Raw genomic sequence first — 15,134 nt, forward strand, 5'->3', positions numbered from 1 at the left:
GCCAGAGAATTTATAGAATATTTAAAAATTTAGTGAATATTAACCAAATGAACTGGAATTTTTGTCATTTCTCATAACAAAAAGCCCAAAATATTTTGGGCTTTTGCTGTGTTTCACTACCAAATTAATCATCACTGAGTTTATCTTTCGTTTTGCCGACACCCTTTTGCAGGCTGCCTTTCGCTTTGTCTTTTTTACCTTCCGCTTTTAAGTCGGACTTGTCTGCCATGTCGCCTGCTTTGTCCTTTGCTTCCCCTTTCATTTTGTTCATGCCGCCTTTTACTTTGTCTTTTAAACCGTTATCTTCACTCATGATCTCTTCAGCTCCTTTTTTGTTCTGTGTACTTGTTTTCTTCCCTTTCAGCCCGATCACAAACATGTAAACTCTCAATTATTGATTTCACAGCGTTCCCCGTAGCGGAGCACTTTGTAAACGGCCAATCCGTCTGACAGCTTATTATCCCCGTATTGCACCGGCAGAAGAGCAAAGAAAACATAATAAGTTGAAAAATAGACAAATTGGTAAAAAAATAAGTTTGGCTCAAGGACATCTTTCATGATCAGCAGATTTATTAAAAAGATAGAAGCGAGATTAAACAGACAGCCTCCGGAATAGACGAGCGCGCTCGTCAGGCGGTTATCTATCCGCAATTCGCCGAACTTGCAGAAAGAATCTATGAAGTAGATACGCCGAACCTGAATCGGCCCTACTTTTAAAAGACGTTTCCCCATTCCGATATCCAATGATGCCTTGCCTCCGAACAGCATGGCCATAAAGCTGTGTCCCGCCACATGGATGACAGACACCATCGGCAGAATGATGAGAAATGATACAAAAAACTTCATCATATCATTGAATCCGAACAACAAATCCCTCCTTCCCATCGTACTTTTTTCTCTCTTTTGCGATTTTTCCGTTTTTTTCTATGGTCAAACGTTATGATGTGCATAAAAAAATAACCATCTGCTGAGCAGATGGTTAAGAAAATTATATATCGTATAAACACTGTTCTTTTTGAATGTTTTCTCTCATGCGAATCGCTTTTTCATAAAAATACGCCGCTTCTTTATATTGCTCATGTGCGCTTGTGTAAACGGCGGCCTCCAAGGCGAAATCTTCAATATACACATACAGCGATTTTTCATTCATATAGTCAAACACTTCATGGATTAAATCCATATTGAGTGACTCCAAATAAAGCGCTTGTAAAAACTTATACTTCTCTAAACTGAATCGATCGCCCCGTTCTTTCGCGATCATGACCCCTCTTTCATAATAGGTAAGGGCCGCTTGGTCATCATGCAGCCTGAAAAGGGTGTGCGTTAAGCTGAACAGCGCCTTCGGAAGCTGTTCAAGCTGATGCTCTTCAAAAACGGGAACCGCTTTTCTAAAGTACCGGGCCGCTTCATCCAGATCGCGCTTTTCAGAATAACAATTCCCCAGATTGTAAAGCGAAGACCCGATCAGGCGGGGCTGTCCTTCAAGCAAAGAAAGGCGGAGGGCTTCGTCTAAATGCTCAAGCGCTTTGTCGTAGTTTTTGCAGTCGATGTAGTTTCCTGAGATGACGAAATGGCATTGAATTCTCCGCACTCTGTAGAAATCGTGTTTCATATACGTATCCAGCGCCTGAATCCCGTGATTCATGGAAAAATGAGTCTGCTTCATGACATAAAACACTTCAGACATCTTGAAATGGAATTCCGCCCTCTCTATATCATCCTCGACAAATGAAAGGAGTTTTTCCGCTTTCCGGTAAAAAGAAATAGCCGCAACATAGTTATTGTGATCGAATTCATACATCCCTCTGAACAAATGGAAATAATACTCAGACAGTCCCGATATGCTGTCCGTGCTTTCGATCGTCTTTTGCAGCTCGCTGTACTGAATCTGTGATTGTTCGGTGCATTCCGGCTTGACGTAATCAAGCATAATATGATGGCGGTAGCTGATCAGCTGATAATATAACAGCAGCAGCTGGTCTTCCTCCATACGTTGTATATCCTCATCAATTTCCTCTTTCAGCTTTATGGCATCAGCCGCTTGAAACGCTAAAATGTGCTTGTACCATTTGTTGATCTTAACTCCAACTTGAGATGACGGAATCTCGTATGCGGTCATGCCCCTTTCACAACCTTTTCTAATTTCTATTGGTTATATTTTAACATATTGTATGGCTTTGGAATTGCATAACTTGATTGTCCTGCATCAAAATTCCTATCATATATTTCGGCTGACATCGTTATTTTTTGAACAGACCGCTCTCATATTGTGAATAAAAAAGCCTGCCCTTGTCCGGGCAAGCTTTTCTTCATCCGCCTATATAAGACATTTCCACTTTCTTTTTCCCATCCGTTTTAGAAAGCGCGCGGTCAATTGAATACTGATCCGTGCGATTTCTCCAGACAGAGGCGATGGATTCCGTCAATTCGTCATCGGTCAGACCGCCGCGCACGAGTTTCCGAACATCATAGCCGCTTGACGCAAACAGGCACGTAAACAGCTCGCCTCTCGCCGACAGGCGCGCTCTGTTGCAGGAGGCGCAGAATGCATCCGAGACGGAGGAAATCACGCCGATTTCGCCCGAACCGTCAAGATAGCGGAACCTGGAAGCGACCTCTCCTTTATAATTCGCTTCTATCGGCTCCGTCGGCATGTGCTGGTTGATCAGATCAATAATCTCGGCCTTCGTGATCACGTCTTTTTTATTCCATTGATTCGTATTGCCTACATCCATAAATTCAATAAACCGGAGAATATGACCCTTTTCTTTAAAATAGCGGGCCATCGGCAGGATATCTTTTTCATTGACGCCCTTTTGAACAACCATATTGATTTTCACACCGAGTCCGGCCGCTTTTGCCGCCTCAATGCCCTCAAGCACCTTGTTCACCGAAACCCCGCGGCCGTTAATGGCCTTAAACCGCTCATCCTCTAAAGAATCGAGGCTGACTGTCACGCGATGCAGCCCCGCCTGCTTCAGTTTTTCCGCATACACGGGAAGCAGAGAGCCGTTTGTCGTCATCGCGATATCTTTAAGTCCGGGGATGCGCGCAAGTTTTTTGATCAATTCAGGCATATCTTTTCTCATGAGCGGCTCTCCGCCCGTCAGCCTGATTTTTTCAACGCCGAAGCGGCCGACAAACAGCTTCGCAAGCCGCTCAAGCTCCTCGAAGGAGAGCAATTCCGTCTTTTGTAAAAATGGATAATCCGGTCCGAATAATTCGGCTGGCATACAGTACGTGCATCTGAAGTTGCAGCGGTCGGTTACAGAGATACGAAGATCCCTGAGCGGCCTTTCCCTTTTGTCTGTCACCCGGCGCGTTTCTGTATTCATAAGCCCAAGACCCCTTTCTATTGTTCAACCCGTTCAGGATGTGTATATACGTTAAATGATCCGTTTCTGACAAAACCTATCGCGGTTATGTTCAGCTCTTCCGCCATTTGCAGCGCGAGCTCCGTCGGCGCCGATTTTGAAATGACAATCGACACGCCGATTTTTGCGGCTTTTAATAAAACCTCCGAGGAAATCCGGCCGCTGAAGACGATCAGCTTGTCACGGACCGGCATTCCGTTTTTCAAACAGCAGCCGTACAGCTTATCCAGCGCGTTGTGGCGCCCGATGTCCGTCCTCATGAAGAGCAGCTTTTCCGTATCGCACAGCGCCGCATTATGGACGCCGCCCGTTTCCCGGAAGGTGCCGCTCCCGCTTTGCATCTCCTTCATCAGGCGAAGGCACGTCTCAGGAGTTATAGTGATACGGCTGACGGCGGTTTTGGCCGTTTTCACATCCTGCTGAAAGTAAAAATGGCGGCCTTTCCCGCAGCATGAACCGATGACCCTCTTCGTATAGTCTTTTTGCTCAAGCACTCCGGGATTCGTCAGTTCAACATATGCAAACCCGAGACTTTCATCTATAGTAAAGCTTTTGATTTCTTTTTCAAAACGAATGACGCCTTCTGATGCGAGAAATCCGATGACGAGTTCCTCTAAATGGTCAGGCGTGCAGACGAGCGTAACAAATTCCTGCCCGTTCACCATGACGGTCAGCGGATACTCTGAAACCATCCGATCTGCCGTCTTTGTTAATACCCCTTTTTCATAGCGGTATATGTCTCTTACCGCTGTTGTTTTTTCATCCACTGTTTTCCCCTCCGCAGTATCCTTCTCTTTTATTCTTCCACAATCCCTGTATTTTGTCGAATTTGCGGTTTAAAAAAAGAGCCCTCTTAGGACTCTATGTTTCATTGCGATGATGTCTGCTCAGAATGGTGAATAAGATAACTGCGGCGATAATGGCCAATATACTGACGAATATGAAGGCGGCAAGCTTCAGAAAAATTCCGATCAGAACAAAAACGACTGCCGCCAGCACTAATATAATGCCTGCTCCTTTTAACAACAGCGTTCATCTCCTTTTATCCGTATCATTCCCGCGGTTCCGTTTTCTAAACAAAAAAGACGCCGCGCGGGCGTCTTTTTTTAACCTATTCTTTTGCTAAATCCTTTGCAGCGTCTTCCCAAGCCTGTTTGAACTCGTCCGCGCTGTCAGCTGAGACATATGTGCCGCCTCCCGCTTCCGCCGCTTTTTCAAGGCTTTCGCTTCCTTTCATGCCGAAGTTGAAGCCGATGATATTGACGATCGTGTTGACGTTCGCTTTACGGAGCTTTTGAATTTCGGCCTGAGGATTACCGCCGCATGTTTCTTCACCGTCTGTGATCAGATATACGACGTTTTTCCCCGTGGCGCCGGCCCGCTCAAATTCTTCACGCGTATCAGAGAGCGCTTTCGCAATCGGTGTCCAGCCGGTCGGTTTAATCTTGCTGAGTGATTGCTCAAATGGAGTCACGGCGTACGGCTGAAGGCCGTATAACGTTTCTGTCGCATTACATGATACGGCTTTGCCTGAGTTTTTATTATTGCCCTTATGCCCGAATACCCGAAGCATCAGATTCGTGTCTTCAGGAAGAACTTCCGCAAAAGAAGTGACAGACTCTTTCGCGACATCTATTTTACGCTCTCCCCCTGTTTTTTGTATCATGCTTCCGCTTGCGTCAAACAGCACGGCAACGTTTGTTTCTTCGTGCTTTTTCTCAGCTGCAAAAACAGGTGATCCGAGTGAAAGCGTCAAAAGTCCGACAATCCCCGCAGTGAACATTTTTTTCATTTCCTTCATTCCTCTCCGTTTGTTTTTGGCCGATGGGCCCCCGGCTCTTCTCTATGCTAGATGACGAGTATGCAAAAAGATATAGGGCGGGATTCCTTTTGTATAAGCGGCTGTACGCCGTTAAAAATGAACAGAATTATGCGCATCATCCTAAAAAGATTGGATAAATGATGACAGATTTAATGCCTTTTTCGCCCTTTTTGTAATATAAGTCCGGAATCTGATTCTTTTTACAGTTTTCTCTTCATCTTTTCTTGAAATTTTTGTTAAATAAAAATAAAAAAAAGGGCCGATAAACGGCACCTTTTCTTATTCCGCTAATGAACTCGCTGCCATTGTAAAGATGCGGTTCATATCCTTTTGGCTGTGAGCTTCGTAATATTTTCCTCCGCCCGCTTTGGCAATCTCGTGAAGCTGGCCGTTGAAGCCTTCCTTAAAGTCAAAGCCGATCACGTTGACTTTAATATGCTGTTTACGAAGTTCTTTCGCTGTCTTAACAGGATCTCCTCCGCATGTCTCCTCGCCGTCCGTCAACAGGAAAACGGATTTACTGCCTAGTTTGTGCAAACCGGTAAAGGAAGCCTTCGCATCCTCTAATGCTTTTGCAATCGGTGTCCAGCCCGTAGGCCCGATTCCGTTAAGAGAGTTAAGGAAGCTCTGTCTGTCAAACCTTTGGAATCCATACACACCGCGAATGGATTCACAAGATTGAACCTTTCCGGAGTTTTTATTATTGCCTTCCGAACCGAAAACTGTCATTCTGACCTGTGATTTAGATTTAATTTGATCCGCAAAACGGACAATTTCTTCTTTTGCCATGTTGTATTTAGAAACACCGTCAATCCGTTTTGCCATACTGCCGCTCGCATCAAGTAAAATGGCGGTATTGTTTTTAAATGAAAGAGTCTTCTCGTTTGCATTCTCGGCAGCAAAAGCAGGAGATGCAACAGTCAGCATCAATCCGAGCATGAGTATGAGTGAAAATGTTTTTTTCATTGCTTTTTCCCCTTTTCAATAGATTTACGTTCAACGCCGAACAATATTTATCGTAAATGAGATGAAAAGGGAAATAAATAGGACGGCGTTCCTCATTATTTTTGCGTATATTCACATAGAAGCGGCATTTTTATCAGTGATTTACACCCGGCGCTCAGCCTTCAATCGACATTTGTCAGCCTTTAGGCTTTCGTTATATGAGTCTGTTGGTTGCTTTACCGTTTATGGAATAGTTTTCAAAAAAACAGACGCTCAAGAAAGCGTCTATTTTTTCGCCATATATTTGTTTAAAAATGAATCTGCTTCGGAAATGTCTACTCCCTGATAATAATGCTTGACGATGTCCGCCACTGATTTTCCCTGCTCCGCCATGTAATTGGCCCCGTACTGGCTCATGCCGACGCCGTGGCCGAATCCTTTTGTCGTAATGGTGATGCTGCCGCCGTTTCGTTTCCATTCAAAGTCGGCAGAACGGAGTCCGAGTTTTTCCCGGATGTCTCTTCCTTTCAGCTTTTTGCCGTTGATGACGGCCGTTGCCACTTGATGGCCCGGCGTTCTGGCTGTAATCTGTCCCACCGTGTTTTGTCCCGAGAGCTGTACGCCGAGCTTTTGCTGAAACTCCGGCACACTGAAGGTCTGGGTGGCAAGATATTTCGGCGATTGCTTATCCCACGGACTTTTCACGCTTTTTAAATAAGGAATGGCGCTTGTCCAATAGGCTTCCGCATTTTCCGTATACCCGTTGCTCGTAGAGAAGAAAGATGCCTCAATCGGCTTGTTATCGTACGTTAAAATCTTTCCTTGCGTGCCGGCCACCGCGTTTGTGATTTTCTTGAGGTTGTGTGCGTACTTAGAACCCCATTCTTTTTTCAGCTGGCTTTTGCTTTGATAGACTTGGAACATTTGCGTATCATCCACCAGTGATCCTTTCGGCGCCTGAACGGCTGAGTCAGCGACCATCAGTCTGACGATGAATGTACGGGCGGCGAGCGCCTGGGCTTTTAAGGCCTCCGGTTTAAAGTTTGCGGGCATTTCGGAAGCCACGACACCGATCACGTACTCTTCAAGCGGAATGTTTTCTACAGAATGATTGGATGTCCGATAAACCGGAATGGATACAGGTGATTCTTTCAATGTTTCTGCTCCTTTTGTTTCTCGTGTGGTGTGTGCTGTTTTGTGTCCGGGCTCTCTGTTTACGGCTGCTCCTTTTTCTGCCTGAAACGGAAGGACGAGAATGGTGGGGACTAGAAGAATAAGTATACACAGCCCGGATAGTAGAAATACAATCGGTTTCATATATCAGCTGCCTCCTGCTTGGGATTCGACTCTACTTCATCTTATGGGCAGGGACAAGCTAATATGACTTCCTTTTGGACAGAATCTTTATTCCATTTTTCACGCGAAAAACGTATTCTTTTTTGGAAATCAGAGCATAATAATGATGATAAACCATAAAAAAACAGTATGCCAGATTGACATACTGTTTTTACAGCCATTATGCGTTTAGGTCAGTTACGACTTCTTTGCTTTCTTGTTCAGCGGCCGTTTCATCAACGACACGCTCGATGTCAGCGCCAAGAGCCGCAAGTTTTTGATGGAAATTCACATAACCGCGATCCAAGTGCTTCAGTTCCGTGACGCGTGTATGACCTTCAGCCACTAATCCCGCAAGAATCAGCGCCGCGCCCGCACGCAGGTCCGTAGCGGCAACTTCTGCGCCTTGCAGCTGTACAGGACCGTTAATGATCACAGAACGTCCTTCAATTTTAATGTCGCCATTCATCCGGCGGAATTCTTCAGCATGCATAAAACGGTTTTCAAACACAGTTTCAGTAATCATGCTTGTTCCGCTCGCACGGAGAAGCAGCGCCATCATTTGCGACTGCATATCAGTCGGGAATCCTGGGTGAGGCATCGTTTTAATGTCGATCGGCTTCAGCTGGGCAGGACCGATGACACGAAGGCCTTCTCCTTCATCCGTAATTTTGACTCCCATTTCTTCCATCTTCGCAATTAAAGACGTAAGATGCTCTGGAACCGCACCTTTGACTAATACATTTCCTTCCGTGATCGCCGCAGCCACCATGAAAGTACCCGCTTCAATACGGTCAGGAATGATGTTGTGTCTTACGCCGTGAAGCTTCTCGACACCTTCAATTTTAATGGTGCCTGTGCCGGCTCCGCGGATTTTTCCGCCCATCGCATTGATATAGTTCGCTAAGTCAACGATTTCAGGCTCTTTTGCCACGTTTTCAAGCGTTGTTGTTCCTTCAGCTAAAGCAGCTGCCATAATCAAGTTTTCTGTCGCACCCACACTTGGGAAATCTAAATAGATTTTTGCGCCCTGCAGACGGCCTTCCACTTCTGCTTCAATAAAGCCGTTGCCTACTTTGATTTTTGCACCCATTGCTTCAAAGCCTTTTAAATGCTGATCAATCGGTCTTGAGCCGATTGCGCAGCCGCCCGGAAGCGCTACTCTTGAATGACCCGTACGGGCTAACAGAGGGCCCATAACAAGCACTGACGCGCGCATTTTGCGCACATATTCAAAAGGTGCTTCTGTTTCTAAAGCGTAAGAAGCGTTTACGGTAACTTCATTATTCTCAAAATGCACATCTGCTCCTAAATGACGCAACACTTCATTAATTGTATATACATCGGAGAGCGTAGGTACATCACATATTACGCTTTTTTCTTCACTTGCTAATAAAGATGCAGCGATAACTGGTAAAACGGCATTTTTTGCTCCTTCAACTTTCACTGTGCCGTTTAACTTCTGACCGCCGCGGACGATGATTTTTTCCAAGGTATTCCCCTCCGCGTCCCTATATTCTCTATATTAATATTCAGTCGTCACGATTGGTGTGCCAACCGTAACGGTATGTTTTTCGCCCATTCCCGCACTTCTAAGCGCAACTTGCACATTCATCTTATGTTTCGATGTCATGATGTAATCTGTCCACTTATATGTAAATGCAGAAACAGAAACGAAATGAGGCTCAACTACATGTTCAACTGGACTTGCTTCAAATTCTTTCATGAGCTGTTCTGCTTTTTTTTGCAAAACAATACTCATATTATCATTTAAATGACCCTTTAGACAAGTAAAAATAAATACTTTATTTTGGAATATGTCATGTGCCTGCCGTTCAAACTGTTCATATGTATCATTCCAGTTTTCCGGTTGCTCCGGGCTCATTTGCTCATATAATAAATACGAAGTTGGGTTCTGGTTTTTGAGGGTAGTGACGAGCTGCAGTTTAAAAGTTGTGTGATTTTTTTTGTCAGAATACGTGCCGACGGCCTTTACGATTTTATCTTCCCGCGCGGATTCCCAATGATATTGCGGATACTGCGTCTTCAGTTCTTTTACCTTGTCATCAAATTCACTCAGTGACAGGTTCAGATTTTTTTTCGCATGAAGCGTCCATTCATCTACAGTGACCTGCTGCCGCTCCATTCCTTCGGCAATCTGGGCAAGCGGAGACAGCTCACTTGCATGAATGGAATGAAATACCGCTATTAAGGCGCTTAAAAAAACAAAAAACAAGATGATGCGGCCTGCTCTTTTTTTCTTCATATCGATCTCTCCCCCTTACTCCCATTTTTACCGGAGCCGGGGAAAGCAATACATGGAAAACTTCGTCAAAACTCGCCAAGCGGGTGAAGAAAAATTGGTTTCTCACCCAGCGATTCCCTTCATTTCAACAGACGAAACATCTTAAAATAAGTATGGAAGCTGTTTCGAATAGGTAAGATAATCTAAAAAGAAGTCAGCGACTGCCGTACCGATCGCAATGGTAAGAAGAATGATCAGCAGCCTCGCCTGCACTATTTTTCCTTTTCGGATCAGCGGATCAAAGTTGACGGCCTGAAGCGCCCACCATGTCACCGCAATGCATACCAGGTGAACCAGGATGCTGATTGCGGCCTGCTGCCCCAATACATTCACAAATCCCATCTCCTTTCATTTTTTCCGCCCCTCATATCCTCTCTTATTATATAAGAAGAAGAGAGAAAGATGATCATTTTTACATCAGAATTTTTATCCAAAATTAGGGGCAATCCCCGCTTAAATGTCCGTTCTCCGGCATGATATACTTTTTTGGAAAGGAGATGGGAATATGAATCATTCCTTTTTTCATCCGGAAAAGCAGTATGGAGAAACTCTTCCCGTATTTGACCACGAGTGGGAAGCGATAGCATTCTACTATGATTATAGACAGTCTCAAACAGAGGAACTGAAAGAATTATGTCAGTTTTTCAACATTTCTCTTGATTATTCACGCGGCAGCCTGCTGGAAGTGGAAGCTCTTTACTTCCGCAGCATACAAGAGCTGCTTTTGGCGGATTGGAACCTGCCGATTGACGAATTTGAGAAAATGCTCAGTGTGTATGTCATCGATTGCGCCATCAGACACCATGACGATGCCGAATGGGTCGTCAAACCTTATCCGTATACGGACGGCGCTTATACGACGGGTGTGCGGAGAGGAAACAAAACGTGGCACACCGACAACTGCTGCGAACATTTATATCTGCAAAAAGAAGAGGATCATCCGCTTATCTGCGTCTATGAATCTCTTATGCGTTAATATAGAAAAAGAATCCTTCTCAGACAGCCGAGAAGGATTCTTTTTTAGTTTCCTACAACATCCAATCTGTTTACAGCCCGCTGTAGCGCAAGCTCAGCCCGACGAATGTCAGTATCATCTGATCGTTTGTTCAAACGGTCTTCCGCCCGCTTTTTCGCAGCAAGGGCGCGCTCTTTATCAATGCTTTCCGCTGTTTCAGCGGCTTGTGCAAGGATAGTGACCTGATCAGGACGGACTTCTAAAAATCCGCCGCTGACAGCCGCCAATTCGGTCTGCCCGTCTTTTTTAAGGCGGACAGCGCCGATTTTAAGCGGAGCCACGGTCGGAATATGGCCAGGCAAGATACCGAGATCACCGCTCTCGGCTCTTACACTTACCATTTCAATATCAGCATCATATACTGGGCCGTCGGGAGTAACGATATTGACTTTAACGGTCTTCATGCTTTTACCCTCCTAGGACCAGATTAAACTTCTACACCCATCTCTTTTGCATTCTCAATGACTTCTTCAATGCGTCCCACAAGACGGAATGCATCTTCCGGAAGATGGTCATATTTACCGGAAAGGATTTCTTTAAAGCCTCGTACCGTTTCTTTAACAGGCACGTAAGAACCCTTTTGTCCCGTAAACTGCTCAGCTACGTGGAAGTTTTGAGAAAGGAAGAACTGGATACGGCGTGCGCGGTGAACGACAAGCTTGTCTTCTTCACCTAATTCGTCCATACCGAGAATCGCGATAATATCCTGAAGTTCTTTGTAACGCTGAAGCGTTGACTGGACTTCACGCGCCACCGCATAATGCTCTTCTCCGACAATTTCCGGAGCAAGCGCGCGGGAAGTGGAAGCCAGCGGATCAACCGCAGGGTAGATACCCATTTCAGTTAATTTACGCTCAAGGTTAGTCGTTGCATCCAAGTGAGCGAACGTTGTCGCCGGAGCCGGGTCAGTGTAGTCATCGGCAGGCACGTAGATCGCCTGGATAGATGTAACTGAACCAACGTTTGTAGACGTAATACGCTCTTGAAGCTGACCCATTTCTGTCGCAAGCGTCGGCTGATAACCAACCGCAGAAGGCATACGGCCGAGAAGCGCGGAAACCTCTGAACCCGCTTGTGTGAAACGGAAAATGTTATCGATAAAGAACAGTACGTCCTGTCCTTGTTTATCACGGAAATGCTCAGCCATTGTAAGACCCGTCAGTGCTACACGCATACGTGCGCCCGGCGGCTCGTTCATTTGTCCGAAGACCATGGCTGTTTTCTTGATAACGCCTGAATCGCTCATTTCGTAGAAAAGGTCGTTCCCTTCACGAGTACGCTCTCCTACACCGGCGAATACGGAAATACCGCCGTGCTCTTGCGCGATGTTGTTGATTAATTCCTGGATTAATACGGTTTTACCTACGCCGGCGCCGCCGAACAATCCGATTTTACCGCCCTTGATGTAAGGAGCGAGCAGGTCAACAACCTTAATTCCCGTTTCAAGAATTTCAACCTCAGTTGAAAGCTCATCGAATGAAGGAGCTGATCTGTGGATCGGGTCCTTTTGAGCATCCGCAGGCAGCGGTTCATTTAAATCAATTTTATCTCCCAGTACGTTAAATACGCGTCCGAGAGTCACATCACCGACAGGAACGGAAATCGGCGCACCTGTATCAACAGCTTCCATTCCGCGCTGAATTCCGTCCGTAGATGCCATGGCAATTGTACGGACTGTATCATCGCCTAAATGAAGAGCAACCTCTAGCGTTAGGTCGATGCCTACTTCATTTTCGCCTGTAGCTGGCTGTGAAACTTTAATCGCATTATAAATCGCAGGCAAGTGGCCGTCCTCGAAACGTACGTCGACAACCGGTCCAAGCACCTGACTTACGCGTCCTTTCTTCATCGCTATCCCTCCTGACAAAATCTTTCTATTCTAAAGCGGCTGCACCGCCGACAATTTCGGTAATTTCTTGTGTAATCGCCGCTTGACGCGCGCGGTTATATGAAAGCGAAAGTGAATCAATGAGTTCTTTCGCATTATCCGTCGCATTTTTCATTGCTGTCATTCTCGCAGCGTGTTCACTTGCTTTACTGTCAAGAAGCGCGCCGTAAATTAAGCTTTCCGCATATTGAGGAAGCAGCACTTCGAGCACCTCTTCTTCATCCGGTTCGAACTCGTAAGAAGCCGTGCGCTTCCCGCCGCTCGTTCCGAAATCCGTTAAAGGCAGCACTTTTTTCTCCGTCACTTCCTGTGAAATCGCACTGACGAAATGGTTATACACCAAATGCAGTTCATCAAAAGCGCCGTCGATAAACATTTGAACCGTCTGACGGGTCAAATCTTTAATCTGAGCAAAAGTGACCTCGTCGCCAAGCCCCACTAACTCAGACAAAATCGGCATCTCCCGTTTTTTGAAGAAATCGCGGCCGACTCTGCCGATTGCAATCACCGTGTATTCATCTTTAGACTGATGGCGTTCTTGAATGGTGCGGTAAGCGTTTCGCAAAACCGAACTGTTAAACGCACCCGCAAGCCCGCGGTCAGACGTAATGACGAGATACGCCGTCTTTTTCACTTCTCTTGAGACAAGCATCGGGTGTTTCGCGTTTTTCGCGCCTTTTCCGACGTTAAACACAACCTCCTGGATCTTATCCATATACGGAGCAAATGACTTCGCGTTGGTTTCCGCACGGTTCAGCTTCGCAGCGGATACCATCTGCATGGCTTTTGTAATCTGGCTTGTTTTTTTCGTTGACGTGATCCTTGACTTAATATCGCGTAATGAGGCCAAAGATTTCACCACCTTTATTCTTCATTTGCGTAAAAAGAGAGAAAAAGAGAACCTTTTTCTCTCATCTTCTAAGGGTTAGTTGCTTGGTGCAAATGTGCGTTTGAAGCCTTCGATTGCAGCTTTGAAGTCTTCATCAGCAGGAAGGTTTCCTGTTTTCGCAATGCCGTCAAGCAGATCTTTATGGTTTTGATCAAGGTACATGTAGTACTCTTCTTCAAAACGTCTGATATCCGCAACCGGAATATCATCAAGATATCCTTTTGTCAGCGCATAAAGAATGGCTACCTGTTTTTCAACCGGAAGCGGTTTATTCAAGTCTTGCTTCAGCACTTCAACTGTACGCGCACCGCGGTTCAGTTTCGCCTGAGTCGCCTGGTCAAGATCAGATCCGAATTGGGCGAACGCTTCAAGTTCACGGTATGAAGCCAGGTCAAGACGCAATGTTCCCGCTACCTTTTTCATCGCTTTGATTTGGGCTGATCCGCCGACACGGGATACGGATAATCCGGCATTGATCGCAGGACGCACGCCTGAGAAGAATAGGTCGGATTGAAGGAAAATCTGTCCGTCAGTAATGGAAATGACGTTTGTCGGGATATAAGCGGAGATATCTCCTGCTTGTGTTTCGACGAACGGCAGCGCCGTAATTGATCCTGCGCCTTTTGCGTCACTCAGCTTGGCTGCGCGCTCAAGCAGACGGGAGTGAAGATAGAATACATCCCCAGGGAATGCTTCACGGCCCGGCGGACGGCGAAGAAGCAATGACAGCTCACGGTAAGCGGCCGCTTGTTTGGATAAATCATCATATACGACGAGAACGTGTTTGCCGTTGTACATGAATTCTTCACCCATTGTCACCCCTGCATACGGTGCAAGGTAAAGAAGCGGAGCCGGCTGTGAAGCGGACGCCGTCACAACAATCGTGTAATCAAGCGCGCCGTGCTTACGAAGTGTTTCCACCACGCCGCGTACTGTAGATTCTTTTTGACCGATCGCTACGTACACACAGATCATGTCTTGATCTTTTTGGTTTAAGATTGTATCAATCGCAACAGATGTTTTACCTGTCTGACGGTCACCGATAATCAGCTCACGCTGTCCGCGGCCGATCGGAATTAACGCGTCAATCGCTTTGATACCCGTTTGCAGCGGCTCATGTACCGATTTACGGTCCATTACGCCTGGAGCCTGGCTTTCGATCGGACGTGTTTTGCTTGTCAGAATCGGACCCAGTCCGTCTACCGGCTGTCCGAGCGGGTTGACGATACGTCCGATTAATTCTTCACCTACAGGAACTTCCATGATGCGGCCCGTTCTTTTGACCTCATCACCTTCACGGATATCTCTGTAAGGTCCTAAGATAACGATACCTACGTTGGATTCTTCAAGGTTTTGAGCCATACCCAAAACGCCGTTTGAAAACTCAACAAGTTCACCGGCCATACAATTGTCAAGGCCGTGCACACGCGCAATACCGTCTCCGACTTGGATGACTGTACCTACGTCATGAACTTCAATTTCAGATTGGTAATTTTGAATTTGCTGCTTTATCAGCGTGCTAATCTCTTCAGCTTTGATGCTCACTTAGGTTTCACCCCTT

Annotated in this window: 17 protein-coding genes; 1 reads left to right on the forward strand and 16 read right to left on the reverse strand. The window is 46.0% G+C overall.

Annotated elements, in window-relative coordinates; genetic code table 11:
• Window positions 1–124 precede the first annotated feature (124 nt).
• From BXO87_RS08720 to BXO87_RS08770, 12 genes are all read right to left on the reverse strand, one after another.
• Window positions 125–313 carry a CsbD family protein gene (locus tag BXO87_RS08720; RefSeq protein WP_026092293.1) on the reverse strand — a complete coding sequence of 63 codons (189 nt, stop codon included), beginning with the start codon at window positions 311–313 and terminating at the stop codon, window positions 125–127.
• 74 nt (window positions 314–387) lie between these two features.
• The gene (locus tag BXO87_RS08725) at window positions 388–867 is read right to left on the reverse strand and encodes a hypothetical protein (protein WP_038460162.1); all 480 of its coding nucleotides are present in this window, start codon (window positions 865–867) and stop codon (window positions 388–390) included.
• A 121-nt stretch (window positions 868–988) separates the two neighbouring features.
• Window positions 989–2,119 carry a response regulator aspartate phosphatase gene (locus BXO87_RS08730; protein ID WP_007407584.1) on the reverse strand — a complete coding sequence of 377 codons (1,131 nt, stop codon included), beginning with the start codon at window positions 2,117–2,119 and terminating at the stop codon, window positions 989–991.
• Between the two features lie 190 nt (window positions 2,120–2,309).
• Window positions 2,310–3,335 carry a GTP 3',8-cyclase MoaA gene (gene moaA, locus BXO87_RS08735; RefSeq protein ID WP_012118655.1) on the reverse strand — a complete coding sequence of 342 codons (1,026 nt, stop codon included), beginning with the start codon at window positions 3,333–3,335 and terminating at the stop codon, window positions 2,310–2,312.
• Window positions 3,336–3,352: 17 nt separating this feature from the next.
• Complete coding sequence (gene fdhD, locus BXO87_RS08740) at window positions 3,353–4,141, reverse strand: formate dehydrogenase accessory sulfurtransferase FdhD (protein ID WP_017418742.1); 789 nt, start codon at window positions 4,139–4,141, stop codon at window positions 3,353–3,355.
• A gap of 94 nt (window positions 4,142–4,235) precedes the next feature.
• Window positions 4,236–4,400, reverse strand: a complete 165-nt coding sequence (locus BXO87_RS20820; RefSeq protein ID WP_003151191.1) for a hypothetical protein — start codon at window positions 4,398–4,400, stop codon at window positions 4,236–4,238.
• Window positions 4,401–4,485: 85 nt separating this feature from the next.
• On the reverse strand, window positions 4,486–5,166 hold the full coding sequence (locus BXO87_RS08745; protein WP_012118657.1) for a VWA domain-containing protein: 681 nt from the start codon (window positions 5,164–5,166) through the stop codon (window positions 4,486–4,488).
• 309 nt (window positions 5,167–5,475) lie between these two features.
• A complete protein-coding gene (locus tag BXO87_RS08750; RefSeq protein WP_038460165.1) occupies window positions 5,476–6,162 on the reverse strand; it encodes a VWA domain-containing protein in 687 nt (228 codons plus the stop codon).
• 264 nt (window positions 6,163–6,426) lie between these two features.
• Complete coding sequence (gene spoIID / locus BXO87_RS08755) at window positions 6,427–7,458, reverse strand: stage II sporulation protein D (protein WP_012118658.1); 1,032 nt, start codon at window positions 7,456–7,458, stop codon at window positions 6,427–6,429.
• Between the two features lie 199 nt (window positions 7,459–7,657).
• Complete coding sequence (gene murA / locus BXO87_RS08760; protein WP_007614362.1) at window positions 7,658–8,968, reverse strand: UDP-N-acetylglucosamine 1-carboxyvinyltransferase; 1,311 nt, start codon at window positions 8,966–8,968, stop codon at window positions 7,658–7,660.
• Between the two features lie 33 nt (window positions 8,969–9,001).
• Entirely contained in the window at window positions 9,002–9,742 is a 741-nt protein-coding gene (locus tag BXO87_RS08765) for a YwmB family TATA-box binding protein (protein ID WP_007614364.1), read from the reverse strand.
• A 141-nt stretch (window positions 9,743–9,883) separates the two neighbouring features.
• Entirely contained in the window at window positions 9,884–10,114 is a 231-nt protein-coding gene (locus BXO87_RS08770; protein WP_007614366.1) for a DUF1146 family protein, read from the reverse strand.
• Window positions 10,115–10,286: 172 nt separating this feature from the next.
• On the opposite strand from BXO87_RS08770, the gene BXO87_RS08775 reads away from it, so the two are divergent.
• Window positions 10,287–10,757, forward strand: a complete 471-nt coding sequence (locus BXO87_RS08775) for a hypothetical protein (protein ID WP_032875950.1) — start codon at window positions 10,287–10,289, stop codon at window positions 10,755–10,757.
• Between the two features lie 44 nt (window positions 10,758–10,801).
• Here BXO87_RS08775 and BXO87_RS08780 read toward each other — a convergent pair whose 3' ends face one another.
• From BXO87_RS08780 to atpA, 4 genes are all read right to left on the reverse strand, one after another.
• Window positions 10,802–11,200, reverse strand: coding sequence for a F0F1 ATP synthase subunit epsilon (locus BXO87_RS08780; protein ID WP_038460167.1), 399 nt, complete (start codon window positions 11,198–11,200; stop codon window positions 10,802–10,804).
• Window positions 11,201–11,223: 23 nt separating this feature from the next.
• On the reverse strand, window positions 11,224–12,645 hold the full coding sequence (gene atpD / locus BXO87_RS08785) for a F0F1 ATP synthase subunit beta (protein ID WP_003151173.1): 1,422 nt from the start codon (window positions 12,643–12,645) through the stop codon (window positions 11,224–11,226).
• 25 nt (window positions 12,646–12,670) lie between these two features.
• Window positions 12,671–13,534 (reverse strand): ATP synthase F1 subunit gamma, encoded by an 864-nt coding sequence (atpG, locus tag BXO87_RS08790; RefSeq protein ID WP_003151172.1) that lies wholly within the window; start codon window positions 13,532–13,534, stop codon window positions 12,671–12,673.
• Between the two features lie 75 nt (window positions 13,535–13,609).
• On the reverse strand, window positions 13,610–15,118 hold the full coding sequence (gene atpA / locus BXO87_RS08795) for a F0F1 ATP synthase subunit alpha (RefSeq protein ID WP_003151170.1): 1,509 nt from the start codon (window positions 15,116–15,118) through the stop codon (window positions 13,610–13,612).
• Between the last annotated feature and the right edge of the window lie 16 nt (window positions 15,119–15,134).

Source organism: Bacillus sp. GZB, assembly GCF_001975995.1.
Classification (GTDB): domain Bacteria; phylum Bacillota; class Bacilli; order Bacillales; family Bacillaceae; genus Bacillus; species Bacillus velezensis.

What these genes read in the sequence shown, in the direction of transcription:
- BXO87_RS08720 (WP_026092293.1), bottom strand. Translation starts at nt 313, where the DNA reads ATGAGTGAAGATAACGGTTTAAAAGACAAAGTAAAAGGCGGCATGAAC.
- BXO87_RS08730 (WP_007407584.1), bottom strand. Translation starts at nt 2,119, where the DNA reads ATGACCGCATACGAGATTCCGTCATCTCAAGTTGGAGTTAAGATCAAC.
- moaA (WP_012118655.1), bottom strand. Translation starts at nt 3,335, where the DNA reads ATGAATACAGAAACGCGCCGGGTGACAGACAAAAGGGAAAGGCCGCTC.
- BXO87_RS08745 (WP_012118657.1), bottom strand. Translation starts at nt 5,166, where the DNA reads ATGAAAAAAATGTTCACTGCGGGGATTGTCGGACTTTTGACGCTTTCA.
- BXO87_RS08750 (WP_038460165.1), bottom strand. Translation starts at nt 6,162, where the DNA reads ATGAAAAAAACATTTTCACTCATACTCATGCTCGGATTGATGCTGACT.
- spoIID (WP_012118658.1), bottom strand. Translation starts at nt 7,458, where the DNA reads ATGAAACCGATTGTATTTCTACTATCCGGGCTGTGTATACTTATTCTT.
- BXO87_RS08765 (WP_007614364.1), bottom strand. Translation starts at nt 9,742, where the DNA reads ATGAAGAAAAAAAGAGCAGGCCGCATCATCTTGTTTTTTGTTTTTTTA.
- BXO87_RS08775 (WP_032875950.1), top strand. Translation starts at nt 10,287, where the DNA reads ATGAATCATTCCTTTTTTCATCCGGAAAAGCAGTATGGAGAAACTCTT.
- BXO87_RS08780 (WP_038460167.1), bottom strand. Translation starts at nt 11,200, where the DNA reads ATGAAGACCGTTAAAGTCAATATCGTTACTCCCGACGGCCCAGTATAT.
- atpD (WP_003151173.1), bottom strand. Translation starts at nt 12,645, where the DNA reads ATGAAGAAAGGACGCGTAAGTCAGGTGCTTGGACCGGTTGTCGACGTA.